The following is a 16340-nucleotide window of genomic DNA, read 5'->3' as shown; positions in this document are numbered from 1 at the left end:
CGAGAATCTCGGGACGAGAGGGCAATGGATTCAGAGATGGTCGGGTCAAGCCCGACCATGACGGATGTGCTGACTTGCGTCCGGTTGGCGGCTCACACGTGGATCGGCCGCTCGTGATGGTGGAACGCTTTCAGCCGGCGGAAGACGGGGGTGTCGTAGTTCGAGGGGACCTCGGCCTCGCCGGTGATCCAGCTCAGGAGATCGCGGTCGAGCACCTCGATCAGCCGCTCGAACTCGTCCAGCTCGGCCTCCGTCAGCGTGCCGATATGCGCGTCCGCGAATCCGCCCATGATCAGATCGTTCTCGCGCATGCCGCGATGCCAGGCGCGGAACAGGATCTTGCGGCGGCGCGGATCGAGATCGGCGCTGGTGCGGGACGAACCACTCATCGAAACCTCGGCGGGACGGAAACCACGGGGATGGGCAATGGCGACGGGGCCGGCCCCATCGCGGAGCCTGCCGATGCGGGCTATATAGCCATCGCCTCCTGCGAAGTCAGCGGCCCGCCGGCGGCAAAACCTCACACTCCTGACAAAGCCGAGTTGCCGTTTGCGCCCGTCCCTGCTCGATCCCCTCTTCGCCCCGGTGACGACGCTGCCCGGCGTCGGACCCAAGACGGCGAAGGCGCTCGACAAGCTCCTGGGCGACGAAACCCGCGGCGCTCGTGTCGTCGACCTCCTCTTCCATCTGCCGGTGGGGGGGATCGACCGGCGCCCTAGCCCGACGATCATCGACGCCCCGATCGGCGGCATCGCCACCTTTTCGGCGCGGGTCACTGAGCATCGTCCGCCGCCACCCGGCAAAGGCAAGGCGCCCTATCGGATCCTCGTCGAGGACGAGACCGGCGACGTCACGCTCGTCTTCTTCCATGCCGATGTCCGCCATCTGCTGCAGACCCTGCCGATCGGCGCCTACCGCATCGTCTCCGGCAAGCTCGAGCTGTGGGAGGGCATGCGCCAGATGGTGCATCCCGACCGGCTGCTCGACCCCGCCCAAGCGGCGACCCTGCCGACGATCGAGCCGGTCTATGGACTGACCGAGGGCGTCGGCCCCCGAGTCATGGCGCGGATCGCCGCCGCCGCCGCCGAAAAATGCCCGGCTCTGCCGGAGTGGCAGGACCCCGCCTTCCTCGCCCGCAGCGGCTTTTTGCCCTTCCTCGAATCCGTGCAGGCCCTGCACCATCCCGCCGATCTCAAGGCCGTCGAGGGCGACACGATCGCCCGCCGCCGTGTCGCCTATGACGAGTTGCTGGCGAGCCAGGTCGCGCTCGCGCTGGTGCGCCGCCAGCAGAAGAAGAGTGCCGGCCGCGCCACGGCGGGCGATGGCCGCCTGCGCCATGCCATCGCCAGCGCCCTGCCCTTCACGCTCACCGACGGCCAGCGCCAGGCGCTCGCCGACATCCATGCCGACATGGAAAAGCCCGAGCGCATGCTGCGGCTCCTCCAGGGCGATGTCGGCTCCGGCAAGACCGTGGTGGCGCTGATGGCAATGGCCGCCGCCGCCGAGGCGGGCCGCCAATCCGTGCTGATGGCGCCGACCGAGATCCTGGCGCGCCAGCATGCCGAGAGATTGGCCCCGCTTGCCCAGAAGGCCGGGCTGAAGCTCGCTCTGCTCACGGGCCGTGAAAAGGGGCCGGGCCGGGCGCGCGTGCTGGGTGGCCTGGCGACCGGCGAAATCGACATCGCCGTCGGCACCCACGCGCTGTTCCAGGAGGGCGTCGCCTTCCGTGACCTCGCACTCGCCATCGTCGACGAGCAGCACCGCTTCGGCGTGCATCAGCGGCTGCTGCTCGGCTCCAAAGGCGAGGCGGTCGACATTCTGGTGATGACCGCGACGCCGATCCCGCGCACGCTGTCGCTGACCTGGTTCGGCGACATGGACATCTCGATTCTCGCCGAGAAGCCCGCCGGCCGGCAGCCGATCGTGACCAAGGCGATTTCCTCGGAACGCCATGACGAGGTCGTCGGCGCCGTTGGCCGCGCGGTCGACAAGGGCGCGCAGGTCTACTGGGTCTGCCCGCTGGTGCAGGAATCCGACACGCTCGATGTCGCCGCCGCGCAGGAGCGCTATGACGCCCTGCGCGAGGTCTTCGGCGACAGGGTCGGGCTGCTGCATGGCCAGATGCCCGGCCGCGACAAGGATGCCGCCATGGCCGCCTTCGTGGAAGGCAAGACCCGCATCCTGGTCTCGACCACGGTGATCGAGGTCGGCGTCGACGTGCCCAATGCCAGCGTCATGGTGATCGAGCATGCCGAGCGCTTCGGGCTGGCCCAGCTTCACCAGCTGCGCGGGCGCATCGGACGCGGATCGGCCGCCTCGACCTGCCTTTTGCTCTACAAGGGCCCGCTCGGCCCCGTCGCCGAAGCCCGCCTCACGATCATGCGCGAGACCGAGGACGGCTTCCGCATCGCCGAGGAGGATCTGCGCCTGCGTGGCGAGGGCGAGGTGCTCGGCACCAAGCAATCCGGTTCGCCGGACTGGCGCGTCGCCCGGCCCGAAACCGATGGCGACCTGCTGGCAGCGGCGCGCGACGATGCGCGCCTCCTGATCGAGCGCGACCCGCAGCTCGACAGCGAGCGCGGCCGGGCGATCCGCACGCTCCTCTACCTTTTCGAGCGCGATGTCGCGATCCGGCTGCTGCGAGCCGGTTGACCCGGCTCAGCGGCAGCGCGCGACCGGCATGCGCGTCAGGCGGAAAACCCGGTCGTCCGCCCCCTCGTTCAGGCTGCGCCCCTCGCCGCCGGCGCAGCCGCCCGAGGTCGTGAACCAGGCGCCCTCGCTGGCGTCGCCGATCAGCAGCGTGTCGCGATCCTCGATCCGCAGCCTGAAGCCGCCGCCGTCGCAACTGTCGGACGAGCAGCGGACGACGCCTTCCACCACGCGGCAGGACCCTGAGCCGACGAAACGGCGCGAGCCGCGGTCCCGATAGGTCACGATCAGGCGGAAATAGGCGCTCCGGCCCTCGCTGGCCTCTCGCTGCGCCTCGAGGCCGCGTTCGAGCCTGATCGTGGGAAAATCCCGCACCAGCCTGATCGAGCTCACCTTCTGCCGGGGATGGGCGCGCAGATGGGCGGCATCGTAGAACCGCGCATAGCAGACCGGCTCCAGCTTTGGCAGCGCCGCGTCCAGCGCTGTTTCTGCTGTCTGAGCGAACGCCGGCACGGCGAGGAGCGACACCATCGCAAGCCCTCCGAGCAGGCCCCTCACGGCCGGCACCGCGCCGCCGGGGCGCGCTCCAGCACGAACACCCGGTCGGCGGCCTTGTCCCCGAGCCAGACGACGTCGCTCTCGCGGGAGCAGGACCGGCCGATGCCGATGGCATGGGGAAGATGCTGGCCCTCGACCGTTCCGCCGATCCGCAGGACCAGACGGTTCGGGCCTTCGACAAGGATGTCGACATCGCCGCGCCCGCAGGCGGAGGCGCATTGCAGCCGCTCCCGCCCCCCCTCTCCGACCTCCCAGGCCCTTAAGCCGTGACAGTCCAGTGGCTCGGGCCCGACCCTTCCCGAGCCTCGCAGCCGTGCACTGACGGCGAGGGCCAGCTGGGGCGCCTCGGGACCGTCGATCGCCTCACGACGCAGCGCGGCGCGGTCCCGAGCAATGACGATCTCCGCGACGCTCTGGGCCGGGTTCGCTGCAAGATGCGTGCGGTCGTAGCGGCGGATGAAGCAGGCTTCGGTCTCTTCGGGAAAGGCAAGCCGATATTCGGTTGCCCCGGCCGACAGTGCTGAGGGAACCGAAAGCAGAGCCGCAAGGGCGGGACGACCGAATGTCCTCATCCAAGCCTCGCCATTTCGGCGGCGCCTGTAACCACCTTTAGCGCATCACACCCGCAATCGCGGCGCGATGCAATGGTTTCGTCAGGCTGGCGCCCCGCCGGGGGCGCGCAGCGTGGGCTTTGCCGCAGCCCCCGGCTGAATCAATCCGGCCGACATGATCAGCTTGGCGCCGTCCTCGACGGTGATCGACAGCTCCACCACCTCGCGGCGCGGCAGGTAGAAGAAGAAGCCCGTCGTCGGATTGGGCGTGCAGGGCAGGAAGACGCCGATCTGATCGTTCCCGTCCGGCAGGCGCCCGGCGATCTCGGGCGCCGCCTCCTGCGCGATGAAGACGATCGACCACATGCCGGGCTGCGGGAACTGCACCATGCCGACCTTGCGAAACGAGGTGCCCGATTGCGAGAAGATCGTCTCGAAGACTTGCTTCACGCCCTTGTAGAGCCCGCGGACGACCGGCATCCGGTTGAGGATCGCCTCGCCGGCGTCGATCAGCGTGCGGCCGACGAGGTTGGCGGTCATGAAGCCGAGCAGCGTCAGCCCGATCAGCCCGATGATCAATCCGAAGCCCGGCACCGGATAGGGCAGATGCGTATCGGGCCAATACGCCGCCGGGATCAGAGGCTTCACCAACCCGTCGACGAAATTGACGAACCACCACGTCACCGAGGCGGTGATGGCGAGCGGCGCCGCGATGACGAGTCCGGTCAGGAAGTAACGCCGCAGGCGTGTCCCGAAGGTCGGGTTCAGGAGATCCGCCTGCGCGACGAGGCGGGGATCCGGCGGGGTCGGCGTCATGCGAGCGATCCGATCAGTCTGGCAGGCGCGAGGCTGAACGCGCGATGCGACAGACGTGCCAGCGGCATCGGACGAATTCAAGGACCGGGTCGGAGTTCGCCGGCGGAGCGCTTGCGGGCTCCGCCGCGGCAGTGCTTTCGTGCGACTCACTTCGGCGAATCGGCGGGACCATTCCGAGAATGACGCGGTTCCACCGTTACCGCCGGCCTTTCCTGTTCGCAGCCGGCTGGGTCCTGACCGCAATCGGCGTGGTCGGCATGATTCTGCCGCTGATGCCGGGCACGGTCTTCCTGATCATGGCGGCCTGGTGCTTCTCGCGGTCCTCGCCCCGCTTCGAGGCCTGGCTGCTCGGCCATCCGCGGCTGGGCCCTCAGGTGCGGCGCTGGCGCGAATCCGGCACGATCGCCCGCCCGGTCAAGCTCGTCGCCTGCGCCTCGATGGTGCTGAGTTTTGGCATCCTGACGCGGACCAGCGCGCCGCCGATCGCCCTGTGGACGACGGGCGCCTGCCTGCTGGCGGCGGGACTCTATGTCGCCAGCCGCCCGGAGGCGTGACCCGCCGCCCGCTTACTCGACGGTCACGGATTTCGCCAGATTGCGCGGCTGATCGACGTCCTTACCCATGAAGACAGCCGTCTGATAGGCGATCATCTGGATCGGAAGCGCATAGACGATCGGTGCGAATGTCGGGTCCATGTCGGGCATGATGATCGTCGCTTCGGGCTCGATCCCGCAATGGGCGGCCCCCTTCGCGTCGGTGACGAGGATGATGCGGCCGCCACGGGCCGCGACCTCCTGCATATTGGAGGCCGTCTTCTCGAAAAGCGCGTCATGCGGCGCGACCACGATCACCGGCATGTCTGAGTCGATCAGCGCAATCGGACCGTGCTTGAGTTCTCCCGCCGGATAACCTTCTGCATGGATGTAGCTGATTTCCTTGAGCTTCAACGCAGCTTCCAGCGCCAGTGGATAGCTCGTGCCACGGCCGAGATAGAGCACGTCCCGGGCCTTCGACAGCTCGCGGGCGAGCGTCTCGATCTCGGGTTCGAGCTGCAGCGCCTTCGCCATCAGCCCTGGAAGGGCGATCAGGTGCTGCACATGCACGGCCTCGTCCTCGGCCGAGAGCGTGCCACGGGCGCGGGCTGCAGCGAGCGCAAGCGAGGCGAACACGGCAAGCTGGCAGACGAAGGCCTTGGTCGAGGCGACGCCGATCTCGGGACCGGCAAGCGTCGGCGCGACGGCGTCGCTTTCGCGTGCAATGGTCGAGGTCGGCACATTGACGACCGAGAGGATGACCTGCCCGTTCTCGCGGGCATAGCGCAGGCCGGCCAGCGTATCCGCGGTTTCGCCGGATTGCGACACGAAGAGCGCCAGACCCTGCTCCGGCAGCGGCGCCTCGCGATAGCGGAATTCCGACGCGACATCGATCTCGACCGGCAGCCGCGCCAGCTTCTCGAACCAGTACTTCGCGATGAGACCCGCATAGTAGGACGTGCCGCACGCGCTGATCGTCAGGCGCGACAGCCCCTTCCAGTCGATCTGGTCGCCGAAGGGCAGCCGGACCTGGCCTTTGGCCATGTCGAGATACTGCGTCAGCGTGTGGCCGACGACTTCCGGCTGCTCGTAGATCTCCTTCGCCATGAAGTGGCGGTGATTGCCCTTCTCGACGAGGAAGGCCCCCGCCGCGACGCGCTGGGCGCGGCGCTGCACGGGCTGGTTCGCCTTGTCGTAGAAGGTCGCGCCTTTGCGGTTGAGTACGACCCAGTCGCCCTCTTCCAGATAGGCGATGAGATTGGTGAAGGGGGCGAGCGCCAGCGCATCCGAGCCGAGATACATCTCACCGTCGCCGATGCCGACCGCGAGCGGCGAGCCCTTGCGGGCGCCGATCAGCAGATCGTCCTGCCCCTCGAACAGGAAGGCCAGCGCGAAGGCGCCGTGCAGGCGCGGCAGGCTAGTGGCGACGGCATCGACCGGCGTCTTGCCGCGGTCGAGCTCACGGGTAACGAGATGGGCGACGATCTCGGTGTCGGTCTCCGTCTCGAAGACATAGCCATCGGCCTGGAGCTCTGCCCGCAGCTCGCGGAAATTCTCGATGATGCCATTATGAACGACGGCGAGCTTGGGCGTGGCGTGCGGATGCGCATTCGTCTCGTTGGGCTTGCCATGCGTCGCCCAGCGCGTGTGGCCGATGCCGATCAGCCCTTCCAGCGGCTCGCTCGACAGCCGGACCTCGAGATTCTTGAGCTTGCCCTCGGCGCGGCGACGGGTGAGTTGCCCGCGCTCGAGCGTCGCGACGCCGGCAGAATCGTAGCCGCGATATTCGAGCCGCCGCAGCGCCTCGACCACCTGGCCCGCAACCGCTTCCTTGCCCAGAATCCCGACGATGCCGCACATGCGCATACCTCTTCAGCCGTTGCCGTTCGCGATCCGCTTAGCGGCTTCGCGCCACAAGGCAAAATCACTCTAAATGTCCAACTATGAACGGCCGCTTGCGCCGTTTCTCCGGATTCAGGGCTTTCTGGCCGCGGCCTTGCGCGCGAGTGCAGCCTCGCGGAAGCTCTTCGCCCAGCCATCCTTGACGATCTGACGCCCCCGCCCGAGCGCCAGCGCATCGGCCGCGACATCCTCCGTCACCACCGAGCCGGAGCCGACGATCGCGCCCGCGCCGATCGTCACCGGCGCGACGAGGGAGGAGTTGGAGCCGACGAAGGCGCCGGCTCCGATGGTCGTGCGATATTTGAAGAAGCCGTCGTAATTGCAGGTGATCGTGCCGGCCCCGATATTGGCCTCGGCGCCGACGGAGGCGTCACCGATATAGGTGAGGTGGCTGACCTTGGCGCCCGCGCCGATCTCGGCGGCCTTGATCTCCACGAAGTTGCCGACCTTGGCCTTGTCGGCGAGCCGGGCCCCGGGCCGCAGCCGCGCATAGGGCCCGACGCTGGCCTGCGGCCCGACATCGGCGCCCTCCAGATGGGAGAAGGCGTGAATGACCGCGCCGTCCGCCACGCTGACGCCGAGACCGAACACGACATGCGGCTCGATCACCACGTCGCGGCCAATCTGCGTGTCGTGGCTGAAGAACACCGTCTCGGGTGCGATCAGCGTCGCCCCCTCCGCCATCACCTCCCGCCGTCGGCGACGCTGGAACTCGGCCTCGGCAGAGGCGAGCTGGATGCGATCATTGACCCCCTGGACCTCGCTCTCGGGAGCGGCGATCGCCCGCGCCTCGAGCCCCCGCCCCCGCGCGAGCGCCACCGCATCCGGCAGATAGTACTCCGATTGCGCGTTGTCGTTGCCGATGGCCTCCAGCAGGCTCAGGGCTTGATGCCCCTCCAGCGCCATCAGCCCGGCATTGCAGAAGCGGACAGCCCGCTGCTCCGGCGTCGCGTCCTTGTGCTCGACGATCGCCTCCAGCGCGCCATCATGCAGCAGCAGGCGGCCATAGCCGGTCGGGTCCTGCGCCTCGAAACCCAGCGCCACGACGCCGGCGCCCCGCGCCAGTTCCGCCCGCAGCGCGCCAAAGGTGTCCGGCCTGATCAGCGGCGTGTCGGCGAAGGCGACGATGACGTCGTCGAAGCCCGCGGCCAGCGCCTCATGGGCGGCGAGCGCTGCATGGGCGGTGCCGCGCCGCTCGGCCTGCACGGCGATCGTAACCTCCGGTAGCAGGCGGCGCGCCGCATCGGCCACGTCCTCCCGCCCGGGACCGACAACGACAACGATCCTGTCCGCGCCCGCCGTCGCCAGCGCCGTCAGCGCATGGCCCAGCAACGAGCGCCCGCCGATCTCGTGCAGCACCTTCGGCCGCGCCGACCGCATCCTCGTCCCTTCGCCTGCGGCCAGGAGAATTGCGAGGCAGGACCGGGCAGGCTGCATTTCCGTCATGATTGTCGGTTCCTTTGCCGCCGCGCCAAGGCTTTTCCGGTCGCGGTGACGCATAGTGGTGTTGCAACGGCCGTGGATAGCCGATCCCACTGTCATTTGCCAAAGTCGAACAGCCAATTGTGGGTTACGTCTGTTGCCCGCACCCAGGAGACGAGTCATCGGCCAGATTTCGCCGGCCCTGCCGCTTTTCATGTCACCCGGAAATGCTCTAGAAGCGCGCGAGGACGAGGGCGTCGTCCGCGCATGTTGGGTCTGATGTCGAAACCTTTGAATCGTCGGCAGTTTCTCGAAGGTTCCGGCAGCGCTGCGGCAGCCTCGCTGCTCGCGGCGGGACAGGCTTCGGCCCAGGCGCCGACCGCGCTCGCCGCGATCAACCAGTCCTTCCTGTTCGAGGGCAAGACCTTCGATCCTGCCCTCGTGGTCGATGCGGCGCGCATCCTGGCACAGCGACCTGTCGTGCCGCTCGTCGCGACGGATCTGCCCGACGGCTACGCCACCCTGCCCTTCGATCTCTATTCGGGCATCCGAGCCCAGCCCGGCGCGCTGATCTGGGCCGGGGAGAATCGCGGCTTCACCGTCGAGCCGCTTCACCGAGGCTATGTCTTCTCGAATCCCGTGAGCCTCTTCACGATCGAGGACGGCACGGTCCGCCGCGTCGCCTTCGACCGCTCCAAGTTCGATTACGGCCGCGTGCCGCCGCCGCCGGCGAATGCCGACCTCCAGTTCTCCGGCATGCGGATCGCCACCGGGCTCGAGCGGCCCTTCGAGGTCGCCATGTTCCAGGGGGCGACCTTCTTCCGGTCTCTGGCGCGCGGCCAGAATTTTGGCGCCCTCGCCCGCGCCCTGATCCTGCGGCCGGGCGAGACGCGCGGCGAGGAGATCCCCTTCTTCCGTGCCTTCTGGATCGAGCGGCCGAGCCCCGCTTCGGGCCTGCTCGTCATCCATGCCCTGCTCGATTCAGAGAGCCTGACGGGTGCGCTTCGGATGACGTTGCGCCCTGGGGACGTCACGCTGATCGACGTCGAGATGACGCTGTTCGCCCGCCAAGTGCTCGATCATATCGGCTTCGGCTGCACGATGGGCACCTTCCTGTCCGGCCCGCAGAGCCGCCGCGGCTTCGACGATGTCCGCCCGGCCGTCCACGAGATCTCCGGCGTGCAGATGCGCTCCGGCACGGGCGAGTGGATCTACCGGCCGGTGAGCAATCCGGCGACGCTCCAGGTCTCGTCCTTCATGGACAGCAATCCGAAGGGGTTCGGCCTGGTCCAGCGCGAGCGCGACCCGGCCGCCTTCATGGATGACGACCAGCGCTTCGAATTGCGGCCGAGCGTCTGGATGGAGCCGCTCGGAGACTGGGGCGCCGGCTCGGTCCAGCTCATCGAGATCCCGAGCGAATCCGACATCAACGACAATGTCATCATGTACTGGCGTCCGCGGCAGCCCCTGGCAGCCGGCAGTGAAACCTCGATCGCCTATCGTCAGGCCTGGTGCTGGCAGCCGCCCGAACGGCCGGGCCTGGCTCTCGCGACGCGGATGCGCCAGGGCCGTGGCTCGCAGGGCCGGCGCCGGCGCTTTCTCGTCGACTTCACGGGCGACCGGCTGGCCGATGCAGGAACCGTCGCCGCGACACGCGCCCATATCAGCACGACGCCCGGCCAGATCCATAACATCCGGCTCTGGCCCTTCCCCGAGCGCAAGCTGATGCGCGTCGGCTTCGAGGTCGATCCCGGCACCGATTCGCTCTGCGAGCTGCGGCTCGTCCTGCAGTCGGGCGGACAGCCCGTATCAGAGACCTGGTTGAACCGATGGACGTGGTGACCGCGGCCCGCCCCGGCGAGGTCACGGCGCCGGATCACAGGGCTGCGGCGCGTCCGCTGCCCGCGACCCCGCCCGAGAACCGCCTGATCATGCCGGTTCAGTCCTTCCGGAGCTGGAAGGACGAGGACCGCCGCAGGCCGGTCGCGCCGCGCGCCTGGAAGACGCCGTGGCTGAAGCGCTTGCTCGTCTTTGGCGGCGGCCTCGCGCTCACCGCCTATGGCGCGTGGGAAATGTACAACGTCGTGTCGGTCAGCCGCACGACCTCGCTGCAGTACGTCCTACTCGTCCTCTTCACGGTCAATTTCTCCTGGATCGCGCTCGCCTTCACCAGCGCCGTCCTCGGCTTCTTCGGGCTGCTCTTCGACCGCACGCGCCCGGTCCATGTCGACAGCCTGCAGCATCGCACCGTCGTGGTGATGCCGATCTACAACGAATCGACCGCCCGCACCTTCGCGGCCCTGGCGGCGATCCGGGAATCGGTCGAGGCGACGGGCCTCGGCAGCCATTTCGACTATTTCATCGTCTCGGACACCACCAATCCGGATGTCTGGATCGCCGAGGAGCGCGCCTTCCTGGCACTGCGCGAGCGGCTTGGCCCCGAGGCGCGCGTCTATTACCGGCACCGGCCGAAGAACCATCACCGCAAGGCCGGCAATATCGCCGACTTCGTCACCCGCTGGGGCGGGCACTACGAGCACATGGTCGTGCTCGACGCCGACAGCCTGATGACCGGCACCTGCATCGTGCGCCTCGCCGCCGCGATGGAGGCCGATCCGGATGCCGGCATCATCCAGTCGCTGCCGCTGATCATCAACCGCAACACCTTCTTCGCGCGGCTTCAGCAATTCGCGGCCCGCGTCTACGGCCCCGTGATCGCGACCGGGCTCGCCATGTGGTCCGGCCGCGACGGCAATTACTGGGGCCACAACGCGATCATCCGCACCAAAGCCTTCGCCGACCATTGCGGCCTGCCGGACCTCAAGGGCAAGCCGCCCTTCGGTGGCCATGTGCTGAGCCACGACTTCGTCGAGGCCGCCCTGATCCGCCGCGCCGGCTGGTCGGTCTACATGCTGCCCGACCTGACGGGCTCCTATGAGGAAAGCCCGCCCTCGCTGATCGACGTCTCGGTGCGCGACCGGCGCTGGTGCCAGGGCAATCTGCAGCATTCGCGCATCATCGGCGCCAAGGGCTTTGTCGCGCCGACGCGGCAGCACTTCGCCACCGGCATCATGGGCTATCTCGCCTCGCCGCTCTGGCTGATGCAACTCGTGGTCGGCATCCTGATCGTGCTCCAAGTCAGCTATGCGCGCCCTGAGTACTTTACCCAGGAATTCACGCTCTTCCCGGTCTGGCCGCGCTTCGACCCCGAGCGCGCGCTCAACCTCTTCGCCCTGACCATGGCGATCCTGCTCGCGCCGAAGCTCTTCGGGCTGCTGCTGACGCTGTTCAACGGGAAACTCCGGCGCGCCGGCGGCGGCGCGATCCGTCTCATCGTCTCGGCGTTGATCGAGGTGCTGTTCTCGGCCTTCTTCGCGCCGATCATGATGCTGATCCAGTCGGGTTCGGTCTTCCAGATCCTGCTCGGCCGCGACACGGGCTGGAACCCGCAGCGCCGCGACGACGGTTCGATCCCGCTCAAGGACATCATCCGTCGGCACCGCATGCACACGCTGCTGGGGCTGGTCACCGGCATCTCGGCCTTTCTGATCGCGACCTCGCTCTTCGCCTGGATGTCGCCGACGATCGTCGGTCTCGTGCTGGCGATCCCGCTGTCCTGGGCTTCCGGCCAGCTCGCGATCGGGCTCTGGCTGAAGCGGCGCAAGCTGCTCTACACGCCCGAGGAAGGCGATCCGCCGGCGGTGGCGCTGCGGGCCAATGCGCTCCAGGCCGAGTTCGCGGCGGCGGGCTATGACGACGCGGACGGGCTGCGCGCGCTCCATGCCGAGCCGGCGCTGCGCGAGGCCCATGAGGCGATGCTGCCCGAGGCGCCGCCGCGCCGCCGCGGCGAGATCGAGGCCGACCGCGCCGTCGCGCAGGCCAAGCTCGTCGATGCCGAGACGATCGACGATGCCGCGATCTGGCTGAAGCCGAAGGAGCGCATGGTGGTGCTGCACGACCGGGCGCTGGTGGCGCTGCTGGCCTCGCTGCCGGCCGAGCGCCCGGCCACCTGAACGTCTGCCTGCGGGCGCCTCAGAAGCTCATCGCCGCCGCGTTGATGACGCCGGCCGCCAGCGAGGCGGCGCCGAGGAACAGCGCGGCGGCGAGTTCGCCCGCCGCGATCCGGGCCGAGAGATTCGGCAGGACGATCCGGACCAGCACATAGACGATCAACTGGACGACGATCGCGACCACGCCCCACACCAGCAGATCGGCGATGGTGGTCGAATGCACCACCGCGCTCGACAGCGGCAGCGCGAAGCCGGTAAGGCTCAGCCCCAGCGAGAGCGCCGCGGCGATGTTGTTCTGCCGGATCAGCCCGAACTCGTTATGCGAGGTCGCCACCGTGTAGACGAGCAGGTAGACGCCGACCAACGCCAGCGACACCGAGAAGAACAGGGCGAAATCGGGAAGCTTCAGCAGCGCCTGGGCGATCATGTCGGTTTCGAATCCATCAGAAGGAGCGGACCGATCCTGACGCTCATCCCCGCTCGAAGGCAATCACGCAGCCCATCGCCGCCTCGGCCGGAACCACGATTCGGTCCTCGCCTTGCCCGAAGGCGATCTCCGCCGCCTCGAGCCGGCTCGCGACGGCGTCGAGATCCGGCACGGTGACGCAGAAGCCGAGGAAGCGCGCCGGCGTCGGATCCGGCTCGACATGGTAGATCGCCTGCGCGGCCTCGGGGTCGAGCACGTCGAGACGCCCGCGCGGCAGGCCGAGCACATAATCGGCATTGCCCTCCAGCACCTCGGGGAAGCCGGCGAAGGCCGTGAGGAAGCCGCGATGCGTCGCCGGACCGTCCGTCACCATCACCGCAGCCGAGAGCGCGCTCACGCCATTCGCATGCTGCTGGAAGGCCGGGTTCCAGAAATTCTGCGGCTCGTGCTGTTGGCAGACGAAGAAGCCGCATTCCGGCGCCAGCGGGTCGGCGGCGAAGGCGAGCGAAAACGCGACGCGTACCGTGCTGCCATCCGGCCGCTTCGCCTGGCGCTCGAAGAAGAACGGCTCGAAATCGCCAATCCCCGCCGTCTGGAACGCAGCCGCATCGGCCTTGGCGTCCGTGCTTTCGAGAACCAGCATCGACAGCCCCTCGCCTCGCCCGAGCGCCTCGCGCACGAAATGGCCGAAGGAGAACTGGCGCGGCGCCGGCGGCACGACCGCTGTCGCATCGCCGATCGTGATCAGCTCCAGGAACGAGCCCGGGAACTGCACGATGCGGTTTTCGGTGCCCCAGGGATGGCGGTTGCGGGCGCCAACGGTGAAGCCGAGCCGCTCGTAGAAGGCTCCGGCCGCGTCGAGATCGCGCACTCCGATCACGAGATGGTCGAGGCCGCGCGGGGCGGCGGCGAGGATCGTGCGGGGCTGGGTCGTTTCAGGCATGGGCTGGCTCGCTTGCGGCAGGCTCGGGCGCTCAGGTCTAGCAGGTTGCCCGGGCGCGGTCATGCGCGGCGGCGGTCAAGCGCCGCCCGCTCAGGCCTCGATGTAATGCGGCACGAAGCGCGAGGTGTTGCGCGTGATCGGCGAGACGTCCTCACGCAGGCACAGCCCGCAGGCCTGCGAGGCGACCAGCCAGGAGCCGAGCACGGCATAATGCCCATCAGCCTGGAACAGATTGAGCGCGGCATCCTGCAGCACGAAGCCCTCGGCGCCATAGGGGCCGTCATCGCTGTCGAGCACTTGGCCACGCTCCGTCAGGGTGACATTGGCTCCCTCGCGCGAATAGAGCGGCTTGCGCACCCGGCGCGGCGAGAGCGAGGCGCAGCGCGGATCGTTCTCGAAAAAGGCCGGCAGCAGATTGGGATGGCCCGGCTCCATCTCCCACAAACAGGCCAGCAGGCCCTTGTTCGAGAGCAACGCCTTCCAGGGCGGTTCGACGAACTGGCAGCGCGACGTGGCAAGGTTGGCGGCATAGCCCTCGCGGAACAGCCACTCCCAGGGGTAGAGCTTGAACAGCGTCTCGATCGGCTGGTTGGCGCCGTCGCAGAAGCGCCCGTCCGAGAGCAGGCCGATTTCCTCGACATAGGTGAAGCGCGCATCGAGCCCGGCCTGAACGGCGCAGTCCATCAGATAATCGACCGTGCCCTTGTCCTCGGCGCTCGACTGGACGCAGGCGAGATGCAGCCGATAGGGCGAGGGCGCGCGCAATTGGGCGAAGGCTGCGATCAGCCTCTCATGCAGCGAGTTGAACTGGTCGCAGCCCGGCCCCAGCACGCCGCGCGCCATCCCCTGCTCCAGCCAATCCCACTGGACCACGGCCGATTCGAACAGCGCCGTCGGCGTATCGGCATTGTACTCCAGCAGCTTGGCGGGCCCGCTGCCGTCATAGGCGAGGTCGAGCCGGCCATAGAGATTGCGGTCGCCGCGTCGCCAGCTCTCGCGGATGAAATCCCACTGGGCCGCGGGAATCGCCAGCCGCGCCAGCACCGCATCGTCGTCGATGGCGCGCTCGATGAAGGCGAAGCAGAGCTGCTCGATCGCCTCGGTCGGCGCCTCGATGTCGCGCTCGATCTCGTCGAGCGTGAAGGCATAGGCCACGCTCTCGTCCCAATAGGTTTCGCCATCGAGCGTGTGGAAGGCGAATCCCAGCCGCTCGACCTGCGCCTGCCAATCCAGACGCGGCGTGAGAGAGACTCGGCGCATCTCAGGAGGACGATGACGAGGAGAAGGAGCGTGCCGTCGATCCGAAGCCACCGCGCGAGGTCGTGCTGGTGGTCGTCACGACGCCGGGAGAGCTGCCGCTGCGCGCCACCACCGCGGCGCCCGAGGTCGTCGAGTAGGCGCGCGAGGAGGATGAACTGCCGCGGCCACCATAGCCGCCACCGCTGCTGCCGGAGGAGGATGAGCGCGCCTGCTGACATTCGGGGGCGGCGCTCCCTGGGGGGCAGGCTTCCCGCGTCGGCGGCAGCAAGGGCTGCGCCGCGCCCCCACCCTGCGCGAGGCTGCGCGCCAGCATGAACCCGGCCAGCGCGGGGACCACCACGGAAGCGCCGTTCCAGACCGCCGAACGGCAGGAGCCCGAACCGTACTCGGCCTCGCAGGCGCTGGTGCTGGAGAACTTCTTGGCGTCCCGCAGATGGTTGGCGGTCGCCTCGTTGAAGCGCTGCTCGCATTGCGTCGAGGTCAGCTGGCCGCCGGCGCGACAATCGGCGAGGCTGTTGTAGACGAGGCTGTCCTCCGTCGCCTCCTCGCGCCCGCTGCCCCAGATCGTCGCGACGAGCACGACGCCCGCTGCTGCGAGGCCGATCTGGGTCGAGCGCTTCATCGCCGCCTCCTCAGACCGTCATGCTGGCAGCCGCCAGCGTGCCCGAGATCACCGCGATCACGGCCAGCATCGCCGCCGAGGGCAACCGGTCCTCCTCGATCTTGCGCGACAGCTCGGGAATCAGCAGGCGCGCCAGCCCATAGGCGCCGAACTGGATGATCATGGCGACAATAGCCCAGAGCACAAGGTCGGGAATGCTGCTGGCCTGCGCGATCGCCTTTTCGAGCGGAACGGAAAACCCCGTGACATTGCCGCCGAGCGCGACGGCGGCGGACAGGTTGCCGCCGCGGATCAAGGCGAGTTCATCATGGGCGGTGAGGCGCAGATACACGGCCGTGAAACAGCCGATCAGCGCCGCGCCGACGACGAAATAGAGCAGGAAGGCGGGCAGACCCGCCATCGAGATCGCCATGTCCCTGCCCCCGGCATCCGTGACTCTCGGTCGATCAGACCATCGGCTTCCCGACAGGTCAACGCATCCGCCAAATGCATGATGACGGCGCGCGGCTACGTCCGCCCGCGCTCGCACGCGGGCGTCGTCATGAGGGGCAGCGGAGCGCCGCGAGGCGCATTGGGTAACAAGCCACATCCATTGAGCCAGGATGCGGCGCGGATGGATTGAGCCACCATCCGCACGCCCCGTGGCG

At 68.3% G+C, this 16340-nt stretch carries 15 protein-coding genes; 4 read left to right on the top strand and 11 right to left on the bottom strand.

Annotation, left to right across the window (positions count from 1 at the left end; genetic code table 11):
• Nucleotides 1-92: 92 nt before the first annotated feature.
• The gene (locus AX750_RS10240) at nt 93-389 is read right to left on the bottom strand and encodes a succinate dehydrogenase assembly factor 2 (RefSeq protein ID WP_066718313.1); all 297 of its coding nucleotides are present in this window, start codon (nt 387-389) and stop codon (nt 93-95) included.
• Nucleotides 390-549: 160 nt separating this feature from the next.
• Here AX750_RS10240 and recG point away from each other — a divergent pair, with 160 nt between their 5' ends.
• Entirely contained in the window at nt 550-2652 is a 2103-nt protein-coding gene (gene recG, locus AX750_RS10235) for an ATP-dependent DNA helicase RecG (protein ID WP_066718309.1), read from the top strand.
• A gap of 6 nt (nt 2653-2658) precedes the next feature.
• Here recG and AX750_RS10230 read toward each other — a convergent pair whose 3' ends face one another.
• The 3 genes from AX750_RS10230 to AX750_RS10220 all read right to left on the bottom strand — a co-directional run bounded on the left by AX750_RS10230 (nt 2659) and on the right by AX750_RS10220 (nt 4574).
• A complete protein-coding gene (locus AX750_RS10230; protein ID WP_066718306.1) occupies nt 2659-3180 on the bottom strand; it encodes a hypothetical protein in 522 nt (173 codons plus the stop codon).
• A gap of 23 nt (nt 3181-3203) precedes the next feature.
• Nucleotides 3204-3779 carry a hypothetical protein gene (locus AX750_RS10225; RefSeq protein WP_066718303.1) on the bottom strand — a complete coding sequence of 192 codons (576 nt, stop codon included), beginning with the start codon at nt 3777-3779 and terminating at the stop codon, nt 3204-3206.
• 81 nt (nt 3780-3860) lie between these two features.
• Nucleotides 3861-4574: a DUF502 domain-containing protein gene (locus AX750_RS10220; protein ID WP_066718300.1), complete on the bottom strand. Its 714-nt coding sequence runs from the start codon at nt 4572-4574 to the stop codon at nt 3861-3863.
• A gap of 179 nt (nt 4575-4753) precedes the next feature.
• Between AX750_RS10220 and AX750_RS10215 the strand changes: the two genes are divergently transcribed.
• Nucleotides 4754-5128, top strand: coding sequence for a YbaN family protein (locus AX750_RS10215; protein ID WP_066718296.1), 375 nt, complete (start codon nt 4754-4756; stop codon nt 5126-5128).
• Nucleotides 5129-5140: 12 nt separating this feature from the next.
• Here the strand turns inward: AX750_RS10215 and glmS are convergent, their stop codons facing one another.
• Both glmS and glmU read right to left on the bottom strand, forming a co-directional pair.
• On the bottom strand, nt 5141-6967 hold the full coding sequence (gene glmS, locus AX750_RS10210; protein WP_066718293.1) for a glutamine--fructose-6-phosphate transaminase (isomerizing): 1827 nt from the start codon (nt 6965-6967) through the stop codon (nt 5141-5143).
• Between the two features lie 114 nt (nt 6968-7081).
• Nucleotides 7082-8446: a bifunctional UDP-N-acetylglucosamine diphosphorylase/glucosamine-1-phosphate N-acetyltransferase GlmU gene (glmU, locus tag AX750_RS10205; protein WP_156446456.1), complete on the bottom strand. Its 1365-nt coding sequence runs from the start codon at nt 8444-8446 to the stop codon at nt 7082-7084.
• Nucleotides 8447-8710: 264 nt separating this feature from the next.
• Between glmU and AX750_RS10200 the strand changes: the two genes are divergently transcribed.
• Both AX750_RS10200 and mdoH read left to right on the top strand, forming a co-directional pair.
• Entirely contained in the window at nt 8711-10273 is a 1563-nt protein-coding gene (locus AX750_RS10200; RefSeq protein WP_082734996.1) for a glucan biosynthesis protein, read from the top strand.
• On the top strand, nt 10261-12444 hold the full coding sequence (gene mdoH, locus AX750_RS10195; protein ID WP_066718288.1) for a glucans biosynthesis glucosyltransferase MdoH: 2184 nt from the start codon (nt 10261-10263) through the stop codon (nt 12442-12444). Before AX750_RS10200 ends, mdoH begins: the two co-directional genes overlap by 13 nt.
• 19 nt (nt 12445-12463) lie before the next feature.
• On the opposite strand, the gene AX750_RS10190 is transcribed toward mdoH, so the two are convergent.
• The 5 genes from AX750_RS10190 to AX750_RS26455 all read right to left on the bottom strand — a co-directional run bounded on the left by AX750_RS10190 (nt 12464) and on the right by AX750_RS26455 (nt 16105).
• Nucleotides 12464-12868: a DUF350 domain-containing protein gene (locus tag AX750_RS10190; RefSeq protein WP_066718286.1), complete on the bottom strand. Its 405-nt coding sequence runs from the start codon at nt 12866-12868 to the stop codon at nt 12464-12466.
• Nucleotides 12869-12911: 43 nt separating this feature from the next.
• On the bottom strand, nt 12912-13811 hold the full coding sequence (locus AX750_RS10185) for a VOC family protein (RefSeq protein ID WP_066718283.1): 900 nt from the start codon (nt 13809-13811) through the stop codon (nt 12912-12914).
• Between the two features lie 90 nt (nt 13812-13901).
• Nucleotides 13902-15071, bottom strand: a complete 1170-nt coding sequence (locus AX750_RS10180; protein ID WP_066718281.1) for a glutathionylspermidine synthase family protein — start codon at nt 15069-15071, stop codon at nt 13902-13904.
• A 1-nt stretch (nt 15072) separates the two neighbouring features.
• The gene (locus AX750_RS10175) at nt 15073-15693 is read right to left on the bottom strand and encodes a DUF1190 domain-containing protein (RefSeq protein WP_066718278.1); all 621 of its coding nucleotides are present in this window, start codon (nt 15691-15693) and stop codon (nt 15073-15075) included.
• 10 nt (nt 15694-15703) lie between these two features.
• Nucleotides 15704-16105 carry a DUF350 domain-containing protein gene (locus AX750_RS26455; RefSeq protein ID WP_066718276.1) on the bottom strand — a complete coding sequence of 134 codons (402 nt, stop codon included), beginning with the start codon at nt 16103-16105 and terminating at the stop codon, nt 15704-15706.
• Between the last annotated feature and the right edge of the window lie 235 nt (nt 16106-16340).

The sequence above is a fragment of the Methylobacterium sp. CCH7-A2 genome, from assembly GCF_001557075.1.
GTDB classification, from domain to species: Bacteria; Pseudomonadota; Alphaproteobacteria; order Rhizobiales; family Beijerinckiaceae; genus Allobosea; species Allobosea massiliensis.
Note: the sequence above shows the minus strand (reverse complement) of the source record. Positions and strands in the feature narration are given on the sequence as shown.